Source organism: Vallitalea okinawensis (genome assembly GCF_002964605.1).
GTDB classification, from domain to species: domain Bacteria; phylum Bacillota; class Clostridia; order Lachnospirales; family PQDH01; genus Vallitalea_A; species Vallitalea_A okinawensis.
On the sequence record NZ_PQDH01000003.1, the window covers coordinates 1 to 26,753 of the forward strand.

The 26,753-nt window shown below is 30.6% G+C and carries 27 protein-coding genes; 2 read left to right on the forward strand and 25 right to left on the reverse strand.

Annotation, left to right across the window (positions count from 1 at the left end):
• Window positions 1-357 precede the first annotated feature (357 nt).
• The 7 genes from C1Y58_RS09445 to C1Y58_RS09475 all read right to left on the reverse strand — a co-directional run bounded on the left by C1Y58_RS09445 (window position 358) and on the right by C1Y58_RS09475 (window position 8,324).
• Window positions 358-810: an NUDIX domain-containing protein gene (locus C1Y58_RS09445; RefSeq protein ID WP_105615795.1), complete on the reverse strand. Its 453-nt coding sequence runs from the start codon at window positions 808-810 to the stop codon at window positions 358-360.
• A 460-nt stretch (window positions 811-1,270) separates the two neighbouring features.
• Window positions 1,271-1,813, reverse strand: a complete 543-nt coding sequence (locus C1Y58_RS09450; protein WP_105615796.1) for a hypothetical protein — start codon at window positions 1,811-1,813, stop codon at window positions 1,271-1,273.
• A 206-nt stretch (window positions 1,814-2,019) separates the two neighbouring features.
• Complete coding sequence (locus C1Y58_RS09455; RefSeq protein ID WP_105615797.1) at window positions 2,020-2,541, reverse strand: hypothetical protein; 522 nt, start codon at window positions 2,539-2,541, stop codon at window positions 2,020-2,022.
• A gap of 104 nt (window positions 2,542-2,645) precedes the next feature.
• Entirely contained in the window at window positions 2,646-3,113 is a 468-nt protein-coding gene (locus tag C1Y58_RS09460) for a flavodoxin family protein (RefSeq protein WP_105615798.1), read from the reverse strand.
• A gap of 119 nt (window positions 3,114-3,232) precedes the next feature.
• Window positions 3,233-4,324 carry a hypothetical protein gene (locus C1Y58_RS09465; protein WP_105615799.1) on the reverse strand — a complete coding sequence of 364 codons (1,092 nt, stop codon included), beginning with the start codon at window positions 4,322-4,324 and terminating at the stop codon, window positions 3,233-3,235.
• A gap of 260 nt (window positions 4,325-4,584) precedes the next feature.
• Complete coding sequence (locus C1Y58_RS09470; RefSeq protein ID WP_105615800.1) at window positions 4,585-5,355, reverse strand: APH(3') family aminoglycoside O-phosphotransferase; 771 nt, start codon at window positions 5,353-5,355, stop codon at window positions 4,585-4,587.
• Between the two features lie 995 nt (window positions 5,356-6,350).
• The gene (locus C1Y58_RS09475; protein ID WP_105615801.1) at window positions 6,351-8,324 is read right to left on the reverse strand and encodes an oxidoreductase; all 1,974 of its coding nucleotides are present in this window, start codon (window positions 8,322-8,324) and stop codon (window positions 6,351-6,353) included.
• 148 nt (window positions 8,325-8,472) lie between these two features.
• Between C1Y58_RS09475 and C1Y58_RS09480 the strand changes: the two genes are divergently transcribed.
• Window positions 8,473-9,045 carry a TetR/AcrR family transcriptional regulator gene (locus tag C1Y58_RS09480; protein WP_105615802.1) on the forward strand — a complete coding sequence of 191 codons (573 nt, stop codon included), beginning with the start codon at window positions 8,473-8,475 and terminating at the stop codon, window positions 9,043-9,045.
• Between the two features lie 275 nt (window positions 9,046-9,320).
• On the opposite strand, the gene C1Y58_RS09485 is transcribed toward C1Y58_RS09480, so the two are convergent.
• The 10 genes from C1Y58_RS09485 to C1Y58_RS09530 form a co-directional block, all read right to left on the reverse strand.
• Window positions 9,321-10,331: an alpha/beta fold hydrolase gene (locus C1Y58_RS09485; RefSeq protein ID WP_105615803.1), complete on the reverse strand. Its 1,011-nt coding sequence runs from the start codon at window positions 10,329-10,331 to the stop codon at window positions 9,321-9,323.
• Between the two features lie 54 nt (window positions 10,332-10,385).
• Window positions 10,386-11,663: an FtsW/RodA/SpoVE family cell cycle protein gene (locus tag C1Y58_RS09490; protein ID WP_105615804.1), complete on the reverse strand. Its 1,278-nt coding sequence runs from the start codon at window positions 11,661-11,663 to the stop codon at window positions 10,386-10,388.
• Entirely contained in the window at window positions 11,656-11,994 is a 339-nt protein-coding gene (locus tag C1Y58_RS09495; protein ID WP_105615805.1) for a PadR family transcriptional regulator, read from the reverse strand. Before C1Y58_RS09495 ends, C1Y58_RS09490 begins: the two co-directional genes overlap by 8 nt.
• Window positions 11,995-12,256: 262 nt before the next feature.
• A complete protein-coding gene (locus C1Y58_RS09500; RefSeq protein WP_105615806.1) occupies window positions 12,257-13,912 on the reverse strand; it encodes a leucine-rich repeat domain-containing protein in 1,656 nt (551 codons plus the stop codon).
• A 216-nt stretch (window positions 13,913-14,128) separates the two neighbouring features.
• Window positions 14,129-14,680: a GNAT family N-acetyltransferase gene (locus tag C1Y58_RS09505; RefSeq protein WP_105615807.1), complete on the reverse strand. Its 552-nt coding sequence runs from the start codon at window positions 14,678-14,680 to the stop codon at window positions 14,129-14,131.
• Window positions 14,681-14,706: 26 nt separating this feature from the next.
• The gene (locus tag C1Y58_RS09510; RefSeq protein WP_207655736.1) at window positions 14,707-15,261 is read right to left on the reverse strand and encodes a GNAT family N-acetyltransferase; all 555 of its coding nucleotides are present in this window, start codon (window positions 15,259-15,261) and stop codon (window positions 14,707-14,709) included.
• A gap of 205 nt (window positions 15,262-15,466) precedes the next feature.
• On the reverse strand, window positions 15,467-15,661 hold the full coding sequence (locus C1Y58_RS09515; RefSeq protein ID WP_105615808.1) for a capping complex subunit for YIEGIA: 195 nt from the start codon (window positions 15,659-15,661) through the stop codon (window positions 15,467-15,469).
• Window positions 15,662-15,679: 18 nt separating this feature from the next.
• Window positions 15,680-16,570, reverse strand: a complete 891-nt coding sequence (locus tag C1Y58_RS09520; protein ID WP_105615809.1) for a YIEGIA domain-containing protein — start codon at window positions 16,568-16,570, stop codon at window positions 15,680-15,682.
• A gap of 230 nt (window positions 16,571-16,800) precedes the next feature.
• Window positions 16,801-17,061 carry a CD3324 family protein gene (locus tag C1Y58_RS09525; protein WP_105615810.1) on the reverse strand — a complete coding sequence of 87 codons (261 nt, stop codon included), beginning with the start codon at window positions 17,059-17,061 and terminating at the stop codon, window positions 16,801-16,803.
• Window positions 17,062-17,080: 19 nt separating this feature from the next.
• Window positions 17,081-18,118 (reverse strand): hypothetical protein, encoded by a 1,038-nt coding sequence (locus tag C1Y58_RS09530; RefSeq protein ID WP_105615811.1) that lies wholly within the window; start codon window positions 18,116-18,118, stop codon window positions 17,081-17,083.
• Window positions 18,119-18,436: 318 nt separating this feature from the next.
• Between C1Y58_RS09530 and C1Y58_RS09535 the strand changes: the two genes are divergently transcribed.
• Window positions 18,437-19,651 (forward strand): hypothetical protein, encoded by a 1,215-nt coding sequence (locus tag C1Y58_RS09535; protein ID WP_105615812.1) that lies wholly within the window; start codon window positions 18,437-18,439, stop codon window positions 19,649-19,651.
• An 84-nt stretch (window positions 19,652-19,735) separates the two neighbouring features.
• Here the strand turns inward: C1Y58_RS09535 and C1Y58_RS09540 are convergent, their stop codons facing one another.
• The 8 genes from C1Y58_RS09540 to C1Y58_RS09575 form a co-directional block, all read right to left on the reverse strand.
• On the reverse strand, window positions 19,736-20,257 hold the full coding sequence (locus tag C1Y58_RS09540) for a GNAT family N-acetyltransferase (RefSeq protein ID WP_105615813.1): 522 nt from the start codon (window positions 20,255-20,257) through the stop codon (window positions 19,736-19,738).
• A 222-nt stretch (window positions 20,258-20,479) separates the two neighbouring features.
• Window positions 20,480-21,469, reverse strand: a complete 990-nt coding sequence (locus tag C1Y58_RS09545) for an alpha/beta fold hydrolase (RefSeq protein ID WP_105615814.1) — start codon at window positions 21,467-21,469, stop codon at window positions 20,480-20,482.
• 28 nt (window positions 21,470-21,497) lie between these two features.
• A complete protein-coding gene (locus tag C1Y58_RS09550) occupies window positions 21,498-22,625 on the reverse strand; it encodes a hypothetical protein (protein ID WP_105615815.1) in 1,128 nt (375 codons plus the stop codon).
• Between the two features lie 149 nt (window positions 22,626-22,774).
• Window positions 22,775-23,545, reverse strand: a complete 771-nt coding sequence (locus C1Y58_RS09555; RefSeq protein ID WP_105615816.1) for a class I SAM-dependent methyltransferase — start codon at window positions 23,543-23,545, stop codon at window positions 22,775-22,777.
• Between the two features lie 141 nt (window positions 23,546-23,686).
• A complete protein-coding gene (locus tag C1Y58_RS09560) occupies window positions 23,687-24,235 on the reverse strand; it encodes a Type 1 glutamine amidotransferase-like domain-containing protein (RefSeq protein WP_105615817.1) in 549 nt (182 codons plus the stop codon).
• Window positions 24,236-24,302: 67 nt separating this feature from the next.
• Window positions 24,303-25,031 carry a hypothetical protein gene (locus tag C1Y58_RS09565; RefSeq protein ID WP_105615818.1) on the reverse strand — a complete coding sequence of 243 codons (729 nt, stop codon included), beginning with the start codon at window positions 25,029-25,031 and terminating at the stop codon, window positions 24,303-24,305.
• Window positions 25,032-25,109: 78 nt separating this feature from the next.
• The gene (locus tag C1Y58_RS09570; RefSeq protein ID WP_105615819.1) at window positions 25,110-25,484 is read right to left on the reverse strand and encodes a VOC family protein; all 375 of its coding nucleotides are present in this window, start codon (window positions 25,482-25,484) and stop codon (window positions 25,110-25,112) included.
• Window positions 25,485-25,655: 171 nt separating this feature from the next.
• Window positions 25,656-26,621, reverse strand: coding sequence for a GNAT family N-acetyltransferase (locus C1Y58_RS09575; protein ID WP_105615820.1), 966 nt, complete (start codon window positions 26,619-26,621; stop codon window positions 25,656-25,658).
• Window positions 26,622-26,753 lie beyond the last annotated feature (132 nt).

Genomic DNA, 26,753 nt, shown 5'->3' on the forward strand with positions numbered 1-26,753 from the left:
TCCTTTCTATAGACTGCCTATATTAATTAGACCCACAAAACTAGCTCTGAAATGATGGGGTAATGTCTGATAACGTTTCGTATTTCCGACGTCTCTGAACTGAACCCCAGCGCCCTTCTTCATAGGCGGTGCTCGCACCCAGTGAAGAGATGTGCGTAGCGCACGGAAATATATTGTTATCAGATGTTACCTCACTCAACTTTAAAGCTACTCCCAAGTGATTAAACAATTTTGAATATAATAGTTAACTAAAATATAAACCTAAACCTCTTTTTTCCCTTCCCTTATTACTAACGCTTGAAACTACACAAATATAAACTATTGTAAAGGTTTCCGATAATTTGCGAGTCATCTATCTTACTTATAAGATGGATAACTAATATCATCGCCCCAAGAATTTAACTCATCTGCAAATTCTTTAATTGACAGTAATCCTGCTGCCCATATGTAAGCTCTATCACGTTCACATATCTCATTAAGAGAAAGCCAATCAATACCAAACAATATGGGATTTTCTTTTGATTCAGGATCTTCTCCCAAGATTGGAATTTGATTACCTATATCAACCCAGAAAGTATAATTATATCCATTTGAAAAGGGATCAGGGTATTCACTTGTCTTTTTAATAATTTCGCCTTGGACACAGCATTCTTCAAGTAATTCTCGAAGAGCCGCTTCTTCTGGACTTTCGCCTTTTTCTATTGCTCCTCCCGGCAAACATCTCCACTCTTCTCCATTTTGACGATGTTTTGCCATAAGAATTTTTCCATTCCTCACGATTATACATTGGCTTCTATTTCTTCTCTTCATTAAATACCTCCAATTATACTAAAAATCTTTCTAATACATTATTGCTTCAAATATGAGTATACAGCAATATTTTTGACCCAAAACAATACCCCGAGATGAGTGCGGTAATGTCTGATAACTACTATATTACCGACGAACTAAGTCTCTAATAACTCTTTAATAAATATCTTTGTGACATATGTCGGAAATACCACTTATGTACGTAAGTATATTAATCCAAAACCAACACTCTATATTATACTATAAATACTATAAATTTACTATCCGAAGCTAGTGTCCATGCTTATACAATTCCTTTAGATCTAATAAAAAAGCTTACCATTAACTTTAAACTTTAATTGGACGGGCAAACTTTACTCATTTGAAAAATTGTTTGCATATCAAAGATGATACTATACATAAATGTGTCCTCTGCTGCTTTTTTTGCAATTATAGTCAAAGTAAGCAGTCCGTGTGATTTCTATTTAATCAGAATTGGTTTATCAGATACATAAAAATGAACGGTAGCCTCTGTATCTTTTTCTTCCCAATAACTCAAAGCAACAAAAGTAGGTTTATTATCTATTATTTCAATAGTTTCTTTACCAATTATCTCACCATTATATTGCACACTAATTTCATGATCTCCCTCTTCTATGACAATATAATAGTAACGATAGTTATGTTGGTCTTCAACCAAATATGTGTCCTCAACCAATAGTTCTTCATCAACATAAATACTTAAATTTACACTATCCATATAAAAGCTTTGATTTGAAATCATTAAAATTAGTTTTGCTTGTGATTCCCATTCATTGGAATATAGCCCTTTAAGGTTACCTAAATCGATTATAGTTTTACCTTCTATTGTGTCTGAATTATTTTGTATTTCATTACTTTTTAAACTTTTAGTATCCATTTCTGTGATGTCGTCTTCCACACTATTGTCAGTTGCTTTATAACTTACTAAAAAAATACAAGCTACTATAATCATACATATAACTGTCTTGTAATTTTTATACATTTAAACAACTCCCTTATATGATTTAAACCTATTATAAATTATTATATAAAGAATGGATTTCATCTTAGCCCAAATGCGTAAGTTATACTTAATTCCTAGTAAGCAGATAGTTCAGCAATGTAAAGAAATTGAAATCTATGATGTTGAGTTATCAATCTCCAAAGCTTTTACCCTTAGTTATTTGTAATTCATATTACTCTAACTTATTAATTATTATTAGGGTTTAAAAAACTAATTAACCTATCATATTGATATTGATTAACTCTATAAATTCCATATCTATCCAGCCCATGTATTTTATCTATCTTCCATTCGTCCTTCACTTTCTTAACATATACAAATTCACCAGTAGCACCACCTAATGAATTTTTATATTTTAGATTAATGGATACTTTAACTACAAATTGTGTTTCTCCATTATTTTTATATCTATCTATTTCTGAAGCTTTATGACCAATCTCAAATTCTTCAATCAAATTGTCCCATATCTCTTCTAGTGCTATGATACGTGTATGAACATCAATTTCGCTGTTTTCTAGAACACAAAATTCTAATGCTTTAGAAAAGTCTTCTTCTACTATAAAACCATAATACTGATTAACCATATTAATTATTTCTTTATTATCTTTTTCTGTTAGCTCATATTCTTTGTTAAAAGCAATATACCCTATGCATACAACTAAAAGTAATATTAAGATAATCATGTTTCTCTTTCTTATCCAAGCCATGATATAAACTCCCTTAACTATTCAATTAAGCCTTTTTATTAAAACTTCTGCATAAATTAGAGCACTTACTAAAATGTGCTTAAATAACTAAGTTCAAAAAAATCCTAATTAAGAATAGTATTTATTTTTCTTGCAAAATCTTGTGCATTTATTATATCTTTATCATTTGGTCTGCCTTTGTTTAACCCTCCAAATATATATTTTGCAAAACTATGATTCATAAAGCCTTTACAATAGAAATCTCCAATTATTTGAAAATTTTTATCAATTAGACTTACCTTCAGAGACTTGTGTGTAGTTTCTAACGGAATTGTTGATGTTGAAAAAACAAAAGCTTTCTTATTATTTTGATCATTTAAATTACTTACAAAATTAAATAAACTTTTATGATGTTTTCTATTATAAATACCTGATCCAAAACCAACTAAGTCATAATTAGAAAATGACTCTATATCTAAGTTTTTTGGTTCTATTATTTTTGCATTTAATACTTCACCAATTACTTCAGCAATTTTTATGGTATTACCTCGATGTACTGATGCACAGATGATCAATGTATTTTTCTTAATCACTTTTATTACCCCCCTAATAATATTATTTTTACTAGGTCATGTCCCCTAACATTACGTATTTACGTCCTTAACAAGCAAATAAATTTAAGCTTACACTTTTATCAACATACAGGTAATTACTATTTATCAATATTTAAATCTTCTTTACATAATATCTTTTCAATTTGCTCAATAGCCTCTATGTCTTTTGCCATTGCTTTTCGTCCTTCATCAACAAGAATTTTTCGTGCGTTTTGATTTCTAAATTTCTCATACCCAGCTTCATCAAAGGAGAACCCTTGACTCCATAAAAATCCACCATACTTGGCACATTCGTCCCAAGCGTCTATTGCGATTCGCAATTCAACTGCCCATTCAGGAAACTTCTCAATTAATGTTCTATAATAATCTAATATTATACTGCGTTGAAAGATTTGGCTAAGAGCATCGCAATAAATAATGAACCTGTGTTCCAAACTATTTGCTTCATTATTAACATTAGACAAATCTTCAGATGGATGAAGAGAACATTTAGAAAAGTCGTCATGTTCAAGTTGTGTTAATAATGATTCCCACGCGGCAAAGCCCATTTTTCGACCACGAATTTCGTTTTTTCTTGATTGGGTTGTAATGATTTTGAATGCCTCAATTATGCACTCTTTTTCAGATTTAGACTGCGTTTTTTCAGTTAGTAGAACGTAAGCATTAACCTCTTGTTCCCAATTATCCCTTATAAGAAGTTTGTCATCGTTTTGATAATAATCCCAACCGATAACTTTTTCACCATCATCTTCATAACCAAAAAAAACATCATAATCATGCTTACAACCATCATTAGTAATCCCTTGGGCTAAAACAGGAATACCCTTATTGATTGAGTCTACGAAGTCCTGTCTAATTTGCTCTTCATTTGTATTGAGCAAATTACCATTTTCATCACGCAAAAGCGAAATCATTTTAACTTTCCACCCGATGGCTTTCAACAGACGCTTTTGATTTTCAAATGGTACTTCATTACAGTTTTCAAAATATTCATTTCCAAAAACCCATTTTTTATCAGTCCAACAGAATCTGTTTCCAAAACTGCTGTAAGCCAATAACTGCGAATTATCAAAATTTTCTCCTATACTTTTAAGGGCACCATATAAAGCGCCTGTGAATGAAGTCATGTATGCCATGTTATCAGCAGACATTGTAATCAATGGTACATTTGAAATTAATTTTCTATTCATGTTGAATCCTCCTCTAATATCTATTTGTATTGAAAGGGGGTAGAGTAAAGGCTAGTTGAAGAGTGTATTCTACTATATTATATATCCATTTTGTCAACTTTCTAGCTCAAATATAATTCTCTACTCATTAGCGAACGTTAAATATTTCAGATAGGAATATTTTTTAAGGTCCTAATAGGATACCTACGTTATGATTGCCTTAGCCGGAACGAAGGGTCTTCATTGCTAGGTGATGTTACACACGGTAGGAGTCTATGTTCTCAGAATAATTCATCTAGTAATATATAATATCTAATTTTTTCAAGGTCGGGCTCTATATTAAGATACTTAAATAATAAATCAGTATACTCCCTACTACATAGATTATGTTCCAGTGATCGTACACATAAAGCAATATCTTGCCATTTATCAGCTATACCTGAGTTACCAACATCAATTAAACCTACCATTTGCTCATTATGAATAAATACATTTGGTAGACAATAATCACCATGTGAAAAAACTAAATCTTCTTTTGGCCTATTTGCAATTAAGAACTCATATAATTCATGTGGTGACGAAAATTCTGTATCATCTTCCCAATCACTCATATCAATTTCATTATTCTCAATCCTTTTCCAAGCTTTATCTAACTTATTACTTAAGCTCCAATCAAAAGGACAATCAGCGATACTAACTGACTGCAATCTAAAAATCCCATCAGCTAAGGCCTTGACTAAACACTTAGGATTACATAAGGATTTTTCAGTACATGCCATCTCACCATTAACTTTTGTCATAAGTAAATAATTATAATTTTCATAATTACAGTTGCTAATTATCTTAGGTACTTCTAACTTATCTTGAAGCCATTGCATCACTATTTGTTCTTGCATAGATTCTAAATTATCTTTCTCAACTTTTAAATAGAGTTCCTTATTTCCTTTTTTAAGATGAAAAAGCCTTGCTTTAGAAAGTCCAATATCATTCTCGATAACACTCATTCCGTTTATGTACTGAGATATTTTATCAGGAAACCTATAATCTTTCATATTAATATTCACCTCAGATTAAGCTACATTAATGTATACATAATAGTGTGGAATGTGCGAGGGCATGTCCCAAAATGATTCTGCTAACCTCATCTTAATATTTCCTACCTCTCTATCCACTTAGATTTATAAACTATGATTTGTTCTGTTTTATAAATACGATATCTCCGACAAAACAAAGACCTATATAATACTAAAATGGTATTCAGTGTGCCATATGTCGGTAATACCACGAATAAACGTAAGTGTATTAACTAAAGTCAATACTCAATATTATACTATAAATTCTAATAATTTACTATACTGCTGGTGTCCACACTTATACAAAAACATACTTTAAGCTTTAATCTTAGGGGCAACTTCATTAAAAAATTAATTGCATATCAAAGATGATATTTATAAGTAATCTTTTTTATTAACTAGATTTACATTTATAACATGAAAACTGCGGAGTAAGACATTTATAATAAGTAAATGAACCCTCTATTCCAGGCATAAAAGCCTTAGGTAACTACCAGGATTAAAACCAACATATCTAATAGTTAAATATCATAAAACCATTTACACTCACCACGGATTATAGTATATACATCTGTTCCATACTCTGGAATTAACAAAGAATCCTCAGAGTACTTACACTTCACTTTATAGTTTATAGTTATATGTATAGTACATATGACTGTACAATATTATGGAATTTATACTCAAAAAAAGCCTCCAACGATTGGAGACCTTTAAATGGTAAATTTTGATATTCTTAGTTTATATAGTACGTAGGATTCAAAGAACATAAAAATTTATTATTAACCTATATTTGATAAAGTAGTGATTTTAATTAATACTGTTGCGTTTCTATAGTATCAATTAGATAGTAATTTAACACCTTATAGAATCATCTAGAGCAAAAGTTCTTATAATTCTTAAAGTAATAAGGTGACTGTAAAGTAACCACCTTATTACAACAGACTATACTTTATGTTCTTGTTGAATTAGCACTAAAGTTCCATCGCATTTTCGTAGCCATCTGAAACAGCATTTATTATTTTCCCCACTTGTTTCGCATCACCAATACGTGATACATGGAATCCTAGATTTTTTATCTTATTATAAAGCTCTTGACCTGCTGATTTAGTCCCCATAGCTGTGACAACTACATCAGCTTTAACTTGTTTTTCTATATTATCCTTTACAACTGTAACAGATTCGGAAGTTATTTTATTAACCCTCGTCTTTGTCTTTACGCTAACTTTAGCGTCCTTTAAGCTAGAAAATAGTAGTTTTTTACTACCGTATTCGATATCTATAGATAATTCATCTGCCATCTCGATAATTGTCACTCTATTTCCTTTATCTGATAAAAACAGTGCAGTTTCTGCACCTACAAGCCCACCACCAATTACAACAACTTTTTTATTCCGTACTTGTTTTATGTCCTCAAGTACATCCCAAGAACTTATGGTTTTTTCTATACCTTCTATTGGTGGTGTAAATGGTAATGATCCGGTAGCAAGTATAACCTCATCAGGTTTGATATTTTGTATTTCTTTTACGGCATTTGTAACATTGTATTTCACATTTACCTTTAGAGTACGAATTCTCTTTTCAAACCACTCTGTAGACCATGCTATAAATTCTTTTTCTGGAGGGATTGTTGCTAATTTAAGCTGACCACCAAGAGAATTTGTTTTCTCAAGTAATGTAACTTCATGACCAAGCTCTTTTGCAGTAATGGCAGCTTGCATCCCCGCAGGTCCCCCACCAACAATTACAACATTTTTCATTTCTTTAGGAGTAACTTTTTCCTCATGCTCACGACCCACATTTGGATTAACGGTACATGTAACGGACTTATGCTCAGCTCCGGTAAGAGACTTTAGACAACCTTCATTACATGAAATACATTTTCTTATTGTATCAGCTCTACCTTCTATAGCTTTTGTAGGCCAATATGGATCAGCAATTAATCCACGCCCAACTGATACAAAGTCTGTGACGTTATTTTTAATAATCTCATTACATAATTCTGGTGTTCGTAATACTCCGGCAGTTGTTACAGGAATGTTTAGAGCTTCTTTAATAGGTGCAGCTAAATGAGCTCTAAATCCTTCACTAAAACCTTGTGGCTCAACAACTGCTGCTCTTTTTAAAGTTGGGTCAAGACCAATGCTTACATCAATAAGATCTGCTCCTTCTGCCTCTAACATTTTAGCCAACTTAATTCCCTGCTTTGGTGACATACCAAGACCTAAGGGTAAATAATCTCTTGCTCCAATTCTTACAGCGATAATAAAATCTTTACCGCACTTTTCCCTTATTCTCCTTACTACTTCTCTTAGTACACCGCTACGTTTGTAGAAATTTCCACCAAACCTGTCTTTTCTGCTATTATAAATCTTCAGTTGAAACTGAACAAAAATATAAATATGAGCGGCATGTAACTCTATACCATCACAACCTGCTTCTTTCATATACATTGCCGCTCTTATAAATTTTTCCATTAATGCTTCTACCTCTTCTGTTGTAAACTCTTCTGCATTTGATACACCACTAGGTGACATACTCATTATACGTTTAACAAGAGGACCATAGGATACAGCTTTAACAGTGTGATCATTTTGCTTATCTGGATGAGCTCCAATACCTCCATGACCTAATTGTGGTATTAACAAGGCTCCATGTTGATGAACTCTTTTAGCAAGTTCTCTAAACCCCTCTATATGCTTTCTATCATCCATGGTAGCTTCATTGCCTGATATTCTGCCATATTTATGGTCAACACTCACCATTCCTGTCATGATGATGCCTGCTCCACCCTTTGCGCGTTCTTCATAATAGGCTATTGTTTTCTCTGAAAGTGACCCATCAGTATTAGCCATGTTATCCTCCATAGGTGACATGATAATTCTATTCTTTGCTACTTTATTACCTATTTTTTTGGGTTGAAATAAATTTTGATATGAATTTTCCATTGCAACCTCCTTGACACATTAATTTGACTTCTAGACACTTATTGATTATAATACAGGTGTTGTATAAAGTTCAATCAGCATTATTGAAGCATAAGATGTTTATACAACATAAATGACAATAATGTTGTAATTCTGAAAGGAGTCTAAAATGTCCGATCGACGTGTTAGAAGAACAAAAAAAGTATTGAAAGAAACATTTATTTCTCTTTTGCAAAAAAAAGAAATTCATCGAATTACAGTTAAAGAGATTTCAGACATAGCTGATGTAAATCGCTCAACATTTTACAACTACTACACAGATGTTTATGATATGCTTGATAAATTAGAAAATGAAGCTATTGAATTACTTGAAAGAGTAATGAAAGAATATTGTACAGAAAACGATCAAGATTTAATTTCGAGAGCATTTTTTACTGAACTACTCAGAGTAATCAAAGAGAATTCATCATTATTCAACCTGTTCTTTGTAGATGAAAATGGCGTTAAATTTGCAGTGAAACTGCAAAATTTGATTTTAACAATTCCAGACTATAAAGTTAATTATGATAAGAATGTTGCTAACTATTATGTTTTTTCATACATTGCATCGGGTATTACAGGGATGATTCAATGTTGGCTTAAAAACGAAATGAGCGCACCTATATCAGATGTTAGTGAAATAATGAAGCAACTGATGGAAAATAATTATGATACTTGTTTGCAATTTCGAAGTAGACTATAACTAGAGAGGACGATTAATTGTCCTCTGACTAACGATACAATACATGATACCCTTTAGAACTCTTTACTACCTATTCGTATATTCTACTATTACTAAAAATAAAATTTAAGGTACTGTTGTTTTTGATATTAAAATAAAACCTCATATGTCAATCATATGAGGTTTGCTATTTAGATTAGTATTTAGGTCCTTGATTTCCTACTTGACTGATATGGGATAAATCATAAATTATCAAATGTACTACTCTTACAGTACTTCATAAGCATTACTATGCTTTACTCTATAACATCCAATATCACATTATTGACCGCTTCTGGATTAAACATGTGAATATAATGACTTGATCCTTCAACTACAATTTGCTCACTATCTGTAGACCATTCCATTAAGTCCTTCTGAAATTGATTAGTAACTACTCCTTTATTGTATTCTTCAGAAGTTATAATTTTAAGTGGAATATCTTCTAAATGTCCATCTGCTACTAATTTATCTTTCTCCATTCTTAACTCGTCATAATGGTTTTTATTATTTAACCATTTTAAGGCCATGGCCTCGTCTAATTCCTTCAAATCATCTGATACTAATAAAAGTCCATTTCTAAAGGGCGAAATTGATGTATAAAAATCTGGAATGTTGCATAAAGCCCGAATGATTCCTATATCTACTAACCCGTTAATGGTATAATTTAAGAGGGTATGTTTTATCGTACCATGCCGTAAAAAGTACTTAGAAGGTCTTTTTTGGCTGACAGAATATTCAGGACTAGAACCATCTATTAATATAATACCCTTTACTTCATCACCATATAATTGGGCAAACCTTAAAACTTCACTTGAACCAAAAGAATGTCCAACAAGTATGTAGGGAGGTTTTTCCCCCGCTTCCTCAAGCAATTTGTGTAACTCAATAGCGATTGTATCTAGATCTCTTGGCTTTTTATCAACCTCACTCCAACCATAACCAGGTCGATCATATACGACTATTCTGGAATATTTAGATATGTCATTATACAGGGGATAATAGTCAACATATGGACTAGGTGTACGCCAACCCGATGTAAATATTACTGTTTCTTCTCCCTTTCCAGCTCCATAAATATGCATATCATGCCCATTAATATTAAAGATTTGACCAACTGGTTCAAATCGCTTACTATCAAGGTATCTACCAGTCTGTTCATATATAATACCAAAGGTAAGTATAACTAGTATCACTAAAAACACTTTTTTCTTCTTACTAAGGTTGGTTAACCATCTCCCCTTATTACTTTTTAACGGTGTTTTCATTACGCACTCCCCTTTATCATTTAATTATTGTAATCATCATCTACCTTTACTCCCTTAGGATATAATTTTAGAATCTATCATATCTGCTGGTACAATTGAATGTCTCCTCCAAATGGATAAAAAAAGTCCTGCAGCTAAAATATTAGTAATGTAGTCAGTTGTTCCAAATGAGACAAAAGGTAGGCTGGAAGTGACATTACCAATTAACCCCAAACAACTTAAGATATTTATTATAAAATTAATTAATAGATAAAGACTGGAACCTATCGCAAGATAAAAACCCAGACAATTCTTTATCTTTATACTTTTGAATATCATTGTTCCTAGAAAAATAGAAAATACTGAAATTAAGGTATAGCCAGTTATACGTCCAAAATGAGCAATGATTATAGTGAAAAAATAATCCGTCCAATTTTCAGGTAAATGAACCCAACCATTTGCATTTAAAAATATTGATTCACCTATCCACTGAGAATTAATCAGATAATTTTTGAATTGTAGATCATCCCGAGGTAGTATATATAACGTAAGAACCAGTAAAGAAATAAGCATTATTCCATATGTTATACTGACATAAAGCCAACCTTGTTGAATGTGGAAGTGTTTCTTTCTTAAGGTTATGGTAAAAATGATTGCATATATAATTAGCATACTGAAAAGAAGATCAAAGTTACGATTAATTACCAATGTTGTAAGCGCAATTGCACAAAGGCCGCCTATCTTAATAAAACCGGCTTTACCTTCTCCTCTCTTCTTATTTAACTCAACAATAATAGCTATCATAAACATAAAGTTACAAATAGAAACTGTTTTGAAGGAAATTATGCCGACTCTCAAATAAAGTACACCACTATCTACTGTCCCAAATAATACCGTTATAAAGGTTAATAAAAGACCCAGAATAAATATTTTTCCATTGATTTCATTAAGTTTTGTATAGTCAAAAAAAATTATAGCAACTAACAAACCCCACCCTAAAACAGTATAGATTATTTGTCTTTGTCCGAATATACTTCCATTTCCAAATGGTAAATCCCCGATAAAAAATAGTATTCCTGCTCCAAATAAGCTAAGTAAAATGATTGAACAGATTACTGTCCATTCTGTATAAGGTTTATGGATTTTATTGAGCTGACATCCTAGTTCAAAGGGATCTCCCATACACTGAATTGCTTTGACCGTGGCTTCCTGTTTATCAAATCCATCTGCAATATAATCATATACACGCTCGTCTATATGTGTCTCTAACTCTTCCTTTATTACATAGTGGGCAGTCTTAAAGCGTATCTGTTCACATACCTTTGTAGTAAAGGTAATTTTGTTATCATGCATAGCGACTACCTCCAATAACCTTGTTGACTGTCTTACTGAATAATGACCATTCTTCTTTTTTGCTGGCTAATAGCTTTCTACCATTCTTTGTAAGCTGATAATATTTACGCTTTCTACCTGTATCTCCTTTTGCCATGTATGAAACAACAGAACCTTCTTTCTCAAGAGAGTGAAGTATAGGGTAGAGAGTTCCTTCCTTAAGAGTAAAAGTATTATCTGAGCGCTGCTCTAACTCCTTAATCATTTCATACCCATACATATCTCCTGTTTCAAGCATATGCAAGACAAGAAGCATTGTACTCCCTGAAATAAGACTCTTATCAAAGTTCAAAACGTACACCTCCTAAATATTTATACCTCGAACATCTATGCTTAACATTATACATAGAGGTTCGAGGTATGTCAAATAATTTTTTTACATAATTTAAAATCAAGCCATCTTTATAATCATATTGATAATTTAAAACTTAGCAAATTAGAAAAACAGCCTAGTAATTAACATCTCTGAAAGAGCACCTGTAATGAATACGTGACAAGAATGAGGATTAACAATTTCCTAAGTTGCTAGATTTTGATTAAAAATTAGTAGTAACTTATTTTGATATATAAGTATTTTGAAAGGCTTCTAAAGGGCTATAATCATTTATTTGATTATTGTGTAAGTATAATCTTTGTAAATTAGTTAAATTTCTCAATGCACTAATATCCTGTATTTGATTACTGTTAATGTCTAACTCTTGTAATTTAGATAAATTTTTTAATGCGCTAATATCTTTAACTTGATTATTGCTAAGATATAATACCTGTAAATTATCCAACTCACTTAATGCACTAATATCCTCTATTTGATTATAGTAAATATATAACTCTTGTAAATAAGATAAATTACTTAACACACTAATATCTTGTATGAAATGATTATGACTAAGATCAAGTACTTGTAAATTTGATAGATTATTTATTATGGAAATATCACTAATTGGATTACTCCCAAGTGTTAGAACTTGTAAATTATACAACTCACTCAATGCACTAATATCGTCTATTTGATTATAGGAACTGTATAACTTTATTAAATTTGACATATTACTCAATGAGTTAATATCTCTAATTTGATTACTGCTAATGTATAGTACTTGTAATTTAGTAGACTTACTTAATGGGCTAATATCCTCTATCTGATTATAACAAAGGCTTAAAGTATTTAAATTAGCTAAATTACACAAAGCGGTAGTATCTTTTATTTGATTTTTATCAAGGTATAAATATTTTAATTTGTTTAGATTACATAATAAACTAACATTTTTTATTTGATTATATCTAAGGTCTAGCTTTTCTAAATTTGCCAAATTACTCAATGGACTAACATCCTCTATTTGATTACTATTAAGGTATAGTTCTTTCAACAGAGATAAATTCCTTAAAGAACTAATATTCTTTATTTGATTGTGGTAAAGATCTAATATTACTAAATGAGTTAAATTACTTAAAGGACTAATATCCTCAATTTGATTGTATTGAAGGTCTAACTCTTTTAAACTCGATAAATTACTTAATGGGCGAACATCTTTAATGAATTGATTACTGCTAAGGTTTAGTATTTGTAAATTAGCAAGATTGCTTAAAGGGTTAATATCATTTATGAGATTCCCATTAAGGTGCAACTCTTGTAAATATGTCAAATCACTCAAAGGACTAATATCCCTGATTTTATAACCATCAAGGTACAATACTTGTAAATTAGTTAAATTACTTAATGAAGTGATATCCACTATTTGATTATAATTGATGTCTAATTTCTGTAGGTTAAATAGAGTACTTAAAGGACTAATATCTACTATCTGATTATATCGAAGATCCAACTCTTGTAAATTAGACAAATTACTTAAAGGACTAATATCTACGATTTGATTAAAGCTAAGATCTAACTCTTGTAAGTTAGATAAATGTTGTATTCCTTCTAAACTTGATATGATATCATTATTTCCATACTTAAAATAATAGTCATCTCTTTCTAACCCGGATATTCTACAATGACTTGCATGCAGCGTAGTAATAGCTAAAACATCACTTTTATAAATATCACCATAGGGTCTATTTATTTCTTCTCTTATTAAATTTTCTAAATTAATATCGTCAAAAACTATTATTTCATCATATAGTCTATTTTCATTTTGTGTAAAGCTAAGATTTAAAACAATCAAAACAAGTATAACTACGATTATTAAGTATTTAAAATATCGCCTCATTTTATGCCTCCATTGCTTTCTCTGATTAATAATATAAATAGTTAAAATATATTATTTCCTTTACACTCGATACCTATAAATGTTTTGAAAGTAAATTTGCTATGAATTATTAAAACTATTAAATATAAAAGTCCTTACTATTACAGATAGTAAGGACTTTTATATTTAATATCCTAATCATATATTTCCACTCACCAATATTTAACTTGATGAAACTTAATTATACCTAACATTATATTCTAATTGGAGATCTCTTTCATCTTTCTCTAATAAGTCATAGTTAATTTCTATTGCATCTACCCATCCCATGGATCTATAAAATGCAATTGTATCTTCGGTAGAAGCTGCACATGCATAAAGTTTATCTGCACCCCATGTTTTTGCGATTCCAATACATCGAGTTATTAACTCTTTACCTATTCCCATTCCGCGATATTGTTTGGAGATAAAAATCGAATCAAGTTGAACATAATTAGCCATTTCTCCAAAAAACTCACGATTTAAGGAAGCGTAACCGATCAGTTTATCTTCAGTATTGAATACTCCAAAGGCTATACCACCTGAAGTAATCGTTTCTAATAATGCAGATTCATACGCTTCATATCCATCTGGCCATCCCTCTTCCATATAGCTGATGGTCACGAGTTGAAGTCTATCATCAACTCTTCTCCATGCTTTCTCTATCCATTGACTTGTATCAATTTCTTGTATTCTACTACAATCTTCTTTTGATAAAATTCTATACTTAAAATCTACCTTAAAACTCATAAGTAATTATCCTCTACTCTCTCCCTTTATTTCCAATCACGTTTCAACAGAGCATAAAGGTAATGATCATAGAACTTACCTCGAAAATAACATTCATCTCGTAATAACCCTTCTCTAGAGAATTTCAAACGCTCTAGTAACCTGAAAGAATTTTCATTCTCTGTTGATATAAACGCTTGTATTCTGTTTAATCCCATATTTTTAAATCCACTTTCAATCACAGAATATAGTGCTTCCGCCATTATCCCTTTACCCCAATAGTCATAGGCTAGATCATATCCAATCTCAGCCTTAAAACTTGCTGGGTTCCAACAATGAAACCCACAAGTACCAATCGGCAGATGATTCTCTTTATAAAATATAATCCATCTATTTCTACCAGTTTTAACTGGATCTTTATAAAAATCTATAATCCCTTGAGCTTCCTCTTGTGTTTTAACTGGTTCTTCATCATATAAATATTTGCATATAATATCATTGCTAAAATGTTCATATATAAACTTAATATCATTTGGATTTATATTTTTTAGTATAAGCCTTTCTGTTTCAAAATCCGGGAAAATTTTATTTATATCTTTCAAAACGCCAACTCCTTCTCTTCCCACAAGTGCCACTAAGAATAATTCATTATCAATTATATAGATATTAAGATAGATGAGAAAGATATAAAATAATTATATTAGAAAAAGGTACAAATATAAAAGGATTAATATCTATTAGCTTAGATGTTAATCCTCTATTGAACTCTTAAATATTGTTTTATTTATAGTGCTTATATAACACATTTTACTCTTGTGTAATAATTATTACACCATTTATAAGTCCGTAAACATTTCCAGCAAGTGTTCTACCAAGCTCTGAGGCTATTTTTTCTTGTTCATTTTTATCTTTTGCTAAGAAACATGGAACTCCACTGTTAGATATTAATTTATTATCTAAGGTTACCATTGCAAGAATACTTCTACTTTGGCTTTCTTTCATAAATATGCTATCTCCTTTTTATTTAATTTCTTTCTTTACTGTTTCTAAAATAGGAACACTAAAAAGAATTTTTTTCAGCCTATCTATGTCCTTATCTATTGGTACTAATACCAGAGCTAATTCTCCTGTGTCAAAATTTCTTCGCGTAGCTATATATCTTTCTAAACCTAATAATCTAGAGCATTCATGCATAATAGCTTTTCTCTGTCCGTCATGATTCAAAATAATTTTTTCACTATTACCATTTGGTTTCATAATAACACAAAGTCCATTCTTTAGAATACGTTCTCTAGTAGCTGATAAACCTACATTCATTACGTAGATATCATTTACATATAAATTGCTACCCTCTTTAAAATGAAGTTTTCCATCTTCAATAGTCATTATATCTCTTAAGTGATGCCCTTTTGTATAATTTTTTAGAAGATTTAATACAAGAAATCCTACTAATACGCCTGTGCTGATCAGTAATATTGTATTATCAAGATATCTTTCTAATACAAAAATAATAACGGTTGTGGTAAGAGAGGAAATCATAACAATATAATTTCTTGCTTCAAAGGATTTAGCGATTCCATCAATATATGCATCACCTCTTGGTGCAGATACATCGCTTTCCAAAGACTTTAAACTTTCTTTTTCCATTTTCCTTATATCTCTAAATTGTTGTATAGCGAGTGTTAAAAATGTAACTGCAACAAAATTATTTGCCAATAACGCTGGGAAGGCTACTGATCCAATTGATGCAGCTATAAATCCAGTTGTTAAATGAATTAAGTAACCATTAGGATAAGTAGGATACTGACGAATATCTCCTCTTAATAACCACCATCGTCCTATAAATCCAACTAGAATACCTACTGAAATATATAGAACAGTACTCAGTTCAAGTATATTTTTACTATCCATCTCAAATCTCCTAACATGAAATATTCTAACTAGAGTATTTTCATTAAAGGAACCTAGTATACTACTTAATGTCAACGGCTACCTATTTGGTTTTGCTCAAACATCTTATAAATATGCAAAAGTTAAACTATAATAAAAGTTAGGATGAGTTAGAGGATCAAATTTACCATAATAAAAGAAGGATTGAAATCCATTATTATCGATACAATCCTTCTAATATTTAATATATCTCATTTTTTATATACTATTTTGCGAATAGTTTCTACTGTAAGACAATACTCTTCTGCTAATACATCAATTGAAGTATTGGCTGCATATTTAGCACGTATTTTTTCATTTCGCTGTTCATAAAAGCTTCTTGCTCCAGAACCTTCTCCCCATTTCTTACGCTGATCATTTTTAGGGATATAAAGTGCTTTACCATCTGCATATTTTTGAACTTCACGAAGCAACTCATCAGGAAGTATGTCTGAAGCATTTAAATATTTCATATCTGCTTTACCCCTTATATCAGTTATTCATTAAGAACTCCTCTATATTATCGAATTCTTGTATAACAACACCATGTTCTTTAATGATAGACACTATATAGTGCTCTATTTCTTTAGCACGTTTTCGTAAAGCACTTAAATCTGAAATATCAAATGTACCAATAAGATCCATTTTTTTCATACCAAATTCCTCTTCTAGGTAATCAAATTCCTGCTGAAAATTATAGGCCCAGGCGAAGCTGTTGAAAACATCCTTTTGATCACAATAGTAGTAGATTCTTCTAAATGTATAGGTTCCTTCTTCATACCAGTCAGCTAAGTCTTCAAAGTTATATTCTACAGTTTGTTTTTCCTTCTTTGGAGATCTTTGACTGAAAAAATCACGAGTTACTTTAATCATTTGATAACAAAGATTTTTAGTTTCTTCTAATGTAACTGCTGATACAATTCGTTGATATAATGAAGTGAAATCTTTTGGTGTATGCTGCAAATTATTAAGAATTGTAAGCTGATCTTCTGGACCTCTTCTAAAATAAGTCCCATTAAATGTGGCAATTGCCTGTGCTAAATAGCCTGCTAAATAGCCGCTAGCTTTCCTTACTTTGCTTAGAGATGAGTCAAATAGCATGTTTTTATATAAATCCATTGCAATATTAATTTTCTCAAGTCCCTTTACATATGTAAACTCAGGATTAGTAAGGTTTTCAGCTAATTTTTTTTGAAGATTGATAAATCGTTGCTTATCTTCTTCACTACGAGCGTACAAGATCACACCATCAGCGAGACACGTTGTAAGCGTTTCATTAATATTGGCTAATCCTTCTACTCTCTCCCATGACATTGGGAATAAATCATAACCAATTTCATTAATAATAAATGTTTGTGATAAATTATAACCGTGGTCTGTTTCAGGTATGAAGAAATTAAATGCCACTTCATCACCATCAGGCTTAATCTTCCAATGCTTATGCCCAATGAGTAAGCTTACGTCTTCTAGGTACTCAGTCTTAATTTTATTAACTGCCCAGTCGTTTAATTCTTTACTAATATATTTCATTTAATCGCCTCCTAATATTAAACGAAGCTATAGCTGTTTGCTTTATGGTTATATTATATCAAATCTATAGTTTATCTTCTATACCATGAATTATTGTAAAAATTCTATACCTAAAATAGGTTCTCATTCTAGTACAAAAGTGACTAAAGCAGCTCTATGAATTGAAATATATACCATGTGTGCTAATATCATATTACAGTGAATACAATTAAGAGAAACCGTATCATAGATTTTCTTTTCTGATCAAGATAGTTAGCAGGTGTGAATTATCTCTATTTGAATTAGAAAGTATACCAAAATAAAGAAGAGGTGTTAGATTTGAGAAAGCTTAGAATAGCCTTATTGCTTACTATGCTGACAATCGTATTCCTTATATTACTACTAAATAATACTAAGGATAATAAGCAAAATTACGAACATCATAAAGCTAATCAGATTGAGCTCAGTCAAGTCGATATTCCAATCACTATAAACTATTCGAATCGTTTATTTTTAGATGATGTACACCAAACAGATATAGAGGTAATAAGCAATAATGATGAGATAGCATTTTACACTATTTCCGCTGAAAAAGGTTACTTGTCTAGCAGTAATAAGAAGTATTTAAAAAAAATAAAGGCAAGTATGAATACAGACGATTATATATCGTATTCTCTATTTAAAGATAAAGCTAGCTTTATACCATTTGAGATTGATACAATTCAGCTTAATTTTTACAATGCACATCATGAACTTATGAATTCAAATACAATTATCGTTAGTCCACTAAATGATAATTCAAATATTTATTTAGCTTTGGAGCTTACAAGTGAGTCTATTGAAGACTTGATACCCATTTTTGATGAAAATGCTAAAGAAATACTAGAAAAAGAATATAGAATAACTAATATAGATAGAGAGTTAGTCTACATAAAAAATAGTACTTTGTATCTAAACTTTTATTTTAATACTCAAGTGAGTAGGAATGAGATATTAGCTATTCGTAGTTTAGTATTATCAAAATATATTATTGAACCGAATGTACTAACTCATATGTTGCCTTATGGAAATGCATTTGCTTGTGGAATAGATTTGCAAAACATTGACTTAAAAATTTATATTGATGATAGTATGATAGTACAAGAAAATTTTATAGACATAGAGAGATCGTTGACAATAGATTATTTTGAAGATTTGGATGTGGAATTAGATCAAAGAGCTATCGAGAATGATGAATTAACGATTTTTTCTCAAAGAATTAAGCATGACTTTCAAGCTATTAAAAAAGTAGATTTTTCAGTACCATATAAAGGGAATGTATTGTGTATTAAAATAAGATCTAAGGGAAAATTAACAAACGAAAAAATAGATTTAATTAAAGAACTAATTGAACAAGATTTAGCTAGAAAAGTTGATTTTCTTGGTATAGTACTTCAACTCTATGATGATGACATATACTTAGAAGAAGGATTACATAATAATAATTCTAATAGATACTGGTTTGACGACTATTGGGGTAACCATCAGTTTTTTGATTATAACATTAATCAATAGAAATTCAATTAACCTTCGAGTAAAATAAAACCTTTTGACTCGAAGGTTTTTAGTTATTATAAAATTGAAGCCTTTAGTCTAAGTCTAGACAACACATACTTTATATTGTAATACCGTTTTTCCTGTTTCATCATCAATAAATGACTTTTTATACTCACCATTAAATTTATTAATAATGCGTAAAGAACCTATGTTATCTTCATTACAAGTTACGAGAACTTCTTCTAAACCAAGTTTTTTTGCTTCTTTTAATCCTAATTCAAGTAATCGACTACCATAACCTCTTTTTCGCTTAGAAGACTTAATCTCATAGCCAATATGACCTATCATTTGCAAATAATCGTTATCAACACGATGACGTATTCTAATTACTCCCACTACTTCATCTCTATCAATCAGCCAAAAACTACTACAAGGAACCCAATCCTCAGGAATATTGATACCTTTACTGAAATTGATTAGATCTGTAACAAACTCTTTAAAATCCTTTTCTGCTTTAGTATATAGTTCATATGATTCATATCCTGTTTTCTTTACATCTTCAACAAAGTCAAGAAATGAGTCTTTAAATAGAATGCTTGGTTCAACTAACCTCACGTTTTGCATATATTCCCTCCGTTTATCAGTAAATAAATTATTTTTTTATCATAGTTAAAACTCCCATATATTTCACACAATATTATTGATATAATTTATTGCATCAATAATATCGTCATTACTATCGATATCCTTTACTATTATCTTCTCTTCAAAATCAATAAGGATATTATTAAAGATATGGCGAAAATCCAGTTCGCCCTGGTCAAGCTATAAATGCCTTATGTAATTCTATCTGCTTCTTATTTCAAGGATCATCTCTTTTATCACCTTTTCAATTTCATCAGAACTGTTATGTAAGATAGATATATGATCTGTGTTATCAAGAATAACCAATTGGCTATTGGAAGATAGCTCAAGTAAACTATTTTGCGATGTTTCCCAACCAGGTAATTCATCCATTGATTTATCAGCTGCTAATAATACTAATGGTATATCTCCTAGTTCTATAGTTCCATACATCTGTTCAGCAGATGAAGTTACTGAATAACCTTCTTGTAATACCATATCATTTAAAATATTTTTGTACATCATAGCTTTATCAATAGCTTTTATTTCATCCTCCATACTATTAAATCTATTGTTTAGCATTGGGATTAATTCAAATTCTTGAACTACTCTTAAGATGCCCATCTGATTTAATACTTTTATTGCTTTGACACCAAAATTAGATATAGAAGCCTCTGGATAATATAAATGTTTATATGGACTTGTACCATCAACTAAAACTATACCCAATACCTCATTTGGATATTTATGTGCATAAAGTAATACTTCCATAGCACCCATAGAATGAGCAACAAATAGGTAGGGCGAATTCTCCTCTGATTCATCTAATAAACGCTTTAGATCTTCTACAATTTGTTCAGTATTTCTTGGTGTAGTGGCAGCTTCACTCCAACCATAACCTGGTCGTTCGTAAACACTGGTCCTAGTCAAAGTAGAAATATTTGCTTGAATACTTGAGAACTCTGTATAGGCTGAGGGGGTGCCACTACCACAGGTCATAACAACAGTAGGTGATTGATTAATATCTCCCGAACTATGGATATGCATCAAGTGATCATCAATTTCAATTAACTCACCTGGAGGATCAAATTTATTCTCCTCTATTTTCATTAGTATTTGATTAATTGTAGCAATAACTAAAAATACAATGATTATAGCAATAATAATGTAATTGAGTTTCTTACTTCTGCGGTTTATAACTATTCCATTCATGATTTCTCCTTAGAAATATTTTTAATTATTAATTTTGCTCTTCAATTAATAATTCATTAACTGTATTAATGAATGTTCTCACATCTTCAAAGTCAGAAATACACATTTTGAAATCCATAATCCCATGGCATGACAATTTCTTTTTACCTTTATATTCATATGGCGTTTTAACTATACATTTACAGCAAGCGATGCAATCTCTCAAATTTTGAAACATTCTTTCTGCAAATTCAGGGGAAGTTTTATCGAGTTTATTTAATGTAGCTTCCATCATATCTTTTTTTCTATGCCATAATTCAGGCTTACTGTTGGTAATAATATACCAGCTTAAAGAATGATACATAATATCATTACTTGGATATAAGGCATATGAAAACCCGTAATCTGAAGCTAAATAAGTAATTTTATTGCCATGTTTAGCTATCTGTCGTTTGAATTTTAAAGGCTTTAATGAACGTAAGAAAGCATCCGTCTTAACTATTTCATTACCTAATTCTCTTGGTAATAGTGAAATACAAGATTCAAATTTGGGTTTCTCCCCTAGCTCCACTGCTTCATTTCTTGTTAGTGGCAGCGGTAAGTTATCATTAGTGTGAATTATTCCTGCAGTTTTATCATATTCAGTAATACTTAAAGATTTTAGAACAAGATTTGATCGTTTATCGCATGCTAACTTTAGCGAAAAACCTTTTTCATTTTCTTCTTTTAATAATTTAGACTTCATATATTTTTCTTTTTCAGAATAGAAGCGCTCTTCACCATTAATCAGTATTTGCATAGCTTTAAGATCATATATTACTGATATATTGACAAATTCGTTGATAGGGATTTGATTATGAAAAAATCTTGGTTTATAATTGGGTTGAACAATATCATCAATACGCCTGTTATCCGACCAAGGTGTTCCAAAATTTAGATGACCCTTTCCAAAAAACAAGTAAAATCCTGGGGAATCAATTTTTAGCCTTAAGTCAATACGCAAAGGCAGTTTATAAGTATTACTGAGGTATAAATAAGACTTTACATCCAGATTATCTGTTCGAAAGTTTGTAGCCAGTCTTTCAGTTGTTGTCAAATGAAGTGTATCATCTTTGATTTCTTTTACGATATGACCCTTTGAGAGAATCGAATCAAAATCTATGTTATATTTTTTCACTTGTCTAGCTCCTTAAATATTAAATATCTTATATAGTCAAACAACTGTATCAGAAGAAAACATAATGCTGTGTTAATATATCAGTTTCATGTCCAAGTAGTGCACTTCTTAAGATTTATTTCAGTAAAATGCCTAGCATTATTCATTATTTATATTTTTATTGCCTGAGTAGCTATTGATGAATTAATATATTTATCTAGAACTATTCCTCCAATATCTTCATAAAATCCACCAATTATAAAACCAGCCTTAATCTGCCCTCCGATCTGATCATCTAATGTATGACCAAAACAAACAGCTTCTCCTTGATCAATTATTAATTCCTTCAACTCTTCTTCAGGTAGACTTGTCAAGTCAGAATATGGTACTTTATGTCTGACTACTAACTTCCCTTCATTCATATTCTTTAAATCAAATATATATGAGATTGGATTAGCAAATCCTGATATAAGTATTCCTCCATGTCTTAAAACTCTATATGTTTCTTCCCATACAGGTTGAACATTATCTATAAACGAATTGGACCATGGATGTATAATAAGATCAAAGGACTCATTTTCAAACTTTGATAAGTTTTTCATATCGCCTTGTACTGTCTTAATTCTAAGTCCATCTCTTTCAGCCACCAGTAAGTCTTGATTCAGTTGATTTTGACTATTATCAAAGACAGTTACATTTGCCCCGAGCACAGCCATAATAGGTCCTTGTTGTCCACCACCAGATGCTAAACAGAGAACATCTATTGAGGTCATTATTTTTGGAAACCACTCTTTAGGAACAGGTTTAGTTGGAGTTACAACTAACTTCCATTCTCCATTTTTTGCTCTCATGATTTCTTCTGTGCTAACTGGTTGCGTCCATATATCTTTATTATCAACATTTTTATCCCATACTTGTTGGTTTAGTTTAACATAATCCATTTATTTACCTTCTTTCTTCGCTTTTATCCAATGCATATACTGAATCCAAGTCGATTTATTTTTTGTACTATTCTTCTACCGAACCTAGAAAATTTTTATTTCAAGAACCTTACTTTATGGTGTTGTTGACTCTTGATAACACTACTCGATTATTTCAATATTATTTTCATTAATCAATATAGCTTGATTATCAGTAATATCTATGGTTGGACAACTTGTTGTATCAATTATTCCTATCTTATTACCTAGCTTTCTATGTACATTAAGAATGCAATTAATATAATTAAGATTATTATCTAAATTTTGAGCTAAAACAATGCTTCCAGCACTAACTCCTATATAAGTGCCTCCATTATCCAAGAAAATATTTAAATCTAGCTTATTTTCATTGAATCTATCTAATAAATACTGTGTATCTCCGCCACACACATATATAGCATTATAATTACATATTTCGCTATCATCAATTATTCTGTCAAAATCGTAAACATCAATATTTTCTTCTTTAATATCCATATCAATTAACTCTTGCTTACATAATGGAATAACTAGTTTCTGCTCTTTGGTAATTGCTGCTGTAGGAATAAAAAGTACTCTAATTTTATTCATAGGCATATTGATTAGTTCCTTGAATTTTGAAGCTATTCTCTTATTATCAAACCCAGCAGATGTTAGAATGAGCTTACTCATCTCTTCACTCTCCTTCTTTTATATGTAACCATATCCTGTTTGACCAAGTAATCATTTGATTAATTTTCTAGATTCTTCCCAATCCATTTTGAATAGTCTGATATATTAAGCTTGCCCATGAATTATTGGTTACTTTCAAAGGAATAAACATTGCAAATGCTAACATAAGTCCTAAAAATATATCAATGGCACTAAACATGTATGCTCTTCCTTCAATAAATACTCTTATAAAGTAATGTATACTAAAATTATATATAAAGAATATTATTGGTGCTATAAAAAAGCACATTTTTCTTTTCATATAAAAAATATCATCTATTTTCTTAATAATTACAACATAATAGATCCCTTCAATAATACCCCAAGTTAATAAAGTGATTAATATACCAATAATATTAAGTGGAAATACTAAACTTAGAGAATACCTCATTACAGTATGATTTCTCATTGGAAAGTAAAGAAATTCGCCTGCTTTCACTGATTTTATCAGAATCATAGCTAGTATAAATAATAAACCTATTCCAAGTGATTTAATGAAATTATCTCTTCTTATTCCATATTCTGAAAAACTTTCTTTTCGAACAAAGATAATTACAAATGCCCCTAATCCTGCAGCAAAAAATTCAATTATACTTAATAGTATTACTGAAATAAAATCAGAATTATTATCAATATATCCTCCAAATATTATATATAATGGAAAAGACAAAGGCAAAAATATAAATATTATCCCTAAATCAATTATTTTTTTGATTTTACCTTTACTTTCTATAAGCATAGTTTCATTATTTATCATAATGATCACCCCATTAAATTTAATCTAGCTTATCTATTATAGGATATATATAAAGTACTCAATTATTCTATAGGATAGCTATATCATAAAGCACCATCTAACTCCGAACTTATCCATGAAATCCACTAAACAGGTACTATAAAAAGTTGGTGCCATTGGAATTATCGTTTGACTACCAGTTTTCATTATTTCATATGCTTCCTTTAGTTCATTTTCATTATCGAAAATGACAACCATTTGCAGTGCTGAATCTACAGATAAATCTTTGTTGCCGCCCCAATCACTTAACATTATTCTTTGCCCATGAATATGCATCTCCGCATGAACTACAAATTTTTTAGGTTCTTTTTCCGGATCATACATAATTGAGTCTAATTTAGTATGAAATGCTTTCTCATAAATTTCAACGGCTTCACAACAACCTTCATTCAAATATAACTGTGGAACTATCATAATTATCCCTCCATTAAATATTCACTATGTAGATTATTAGAATCTACATAGTGAGTAATCAGATTAATCGGGTATCCCATAAACTGAGACATAAAGTAGTCACTCAAAAAGCAGTGATGTCTTCTATTCACGTTTTGGATTTGCCAAGTTTTTCACCACTCTTTAGAATACCTATACTTTATGTTCTGTAATTCTTTCATCAATTCGTCTCACCAAACTATATGTATAAGGTGAAAAATATTTTAACCAAAACCCATTTGCATTTGGATTAATGCTTTCAAAGTCTACACCACATCGCTTATAATTTTCTTTCTTTAACTTTTCTATCATATATGCTATTAAATTTTTATAGATTCCAGTTCCACGATATTGAGGATAAATATACGCACCACAAATATGCATTGTTTCATGATCATCATCTATAAAAGTTTCACCTGATGGTTTAATCTCTAAATATCCAATTACCTTATTTTGAATAGTTGCAGTAAAAAATCTAGAATGTCTGCTAATAGATTTTTCAATTAATTTCCTACTATTTAAGAGTTGTACTGGTATAAAAATTGGACTACTATTCAAATGTAAGTCTAATTCATTATTAAGATCAATTAGGCTGGGGACTTCATCTATACCTATTTCTTTGATCTCTACATTTGGTATTACCTCATATACTATTTTGTCATTATTAATAGATGTAATGGCGTCTACACACCTCATGCCAAATCCATTTTGAAAGAAAGTATTAATGGCTACTTGATTGTGGGCGTATATTGCTATCCCGTGATTTAGTATATCTTGTTCAACCCAGATTTTAGCCGCTTTTTGATATAGCATAGCGTAAATATAAGCTCTATTGTCTTTAATTGCTCCATGACCGTGAATCGGAGAAAATATACCTTTTACATTTCCAAAAAAATTGTCGATCGGTCCATAGCCAGTTAGAAATCCAACTACTTTACTTTTATCTAGTGCAATTACCCCAAGGTTATTAGTAACCATATCTGCTAACAATCTGCAAAACAACTCTTTATAATCTTTTTTAGGTAACTCAAGAACTATACTACATTCTTCTTGATATTCAGCTAGAGCAAGATCTGCTATTTCTTCAATATGATTATCATTAATTTTATTAAATATCATTATCAGTTTCCCCTTTTCAAATTATTCTTTTTTCACCTCTAAAGACCACTTGTTTTTATAATAGATTATTCTTTTCATCACAATCACTCCCTTCATAATGATACTATAAATTCTATATACATAACCGCTAAC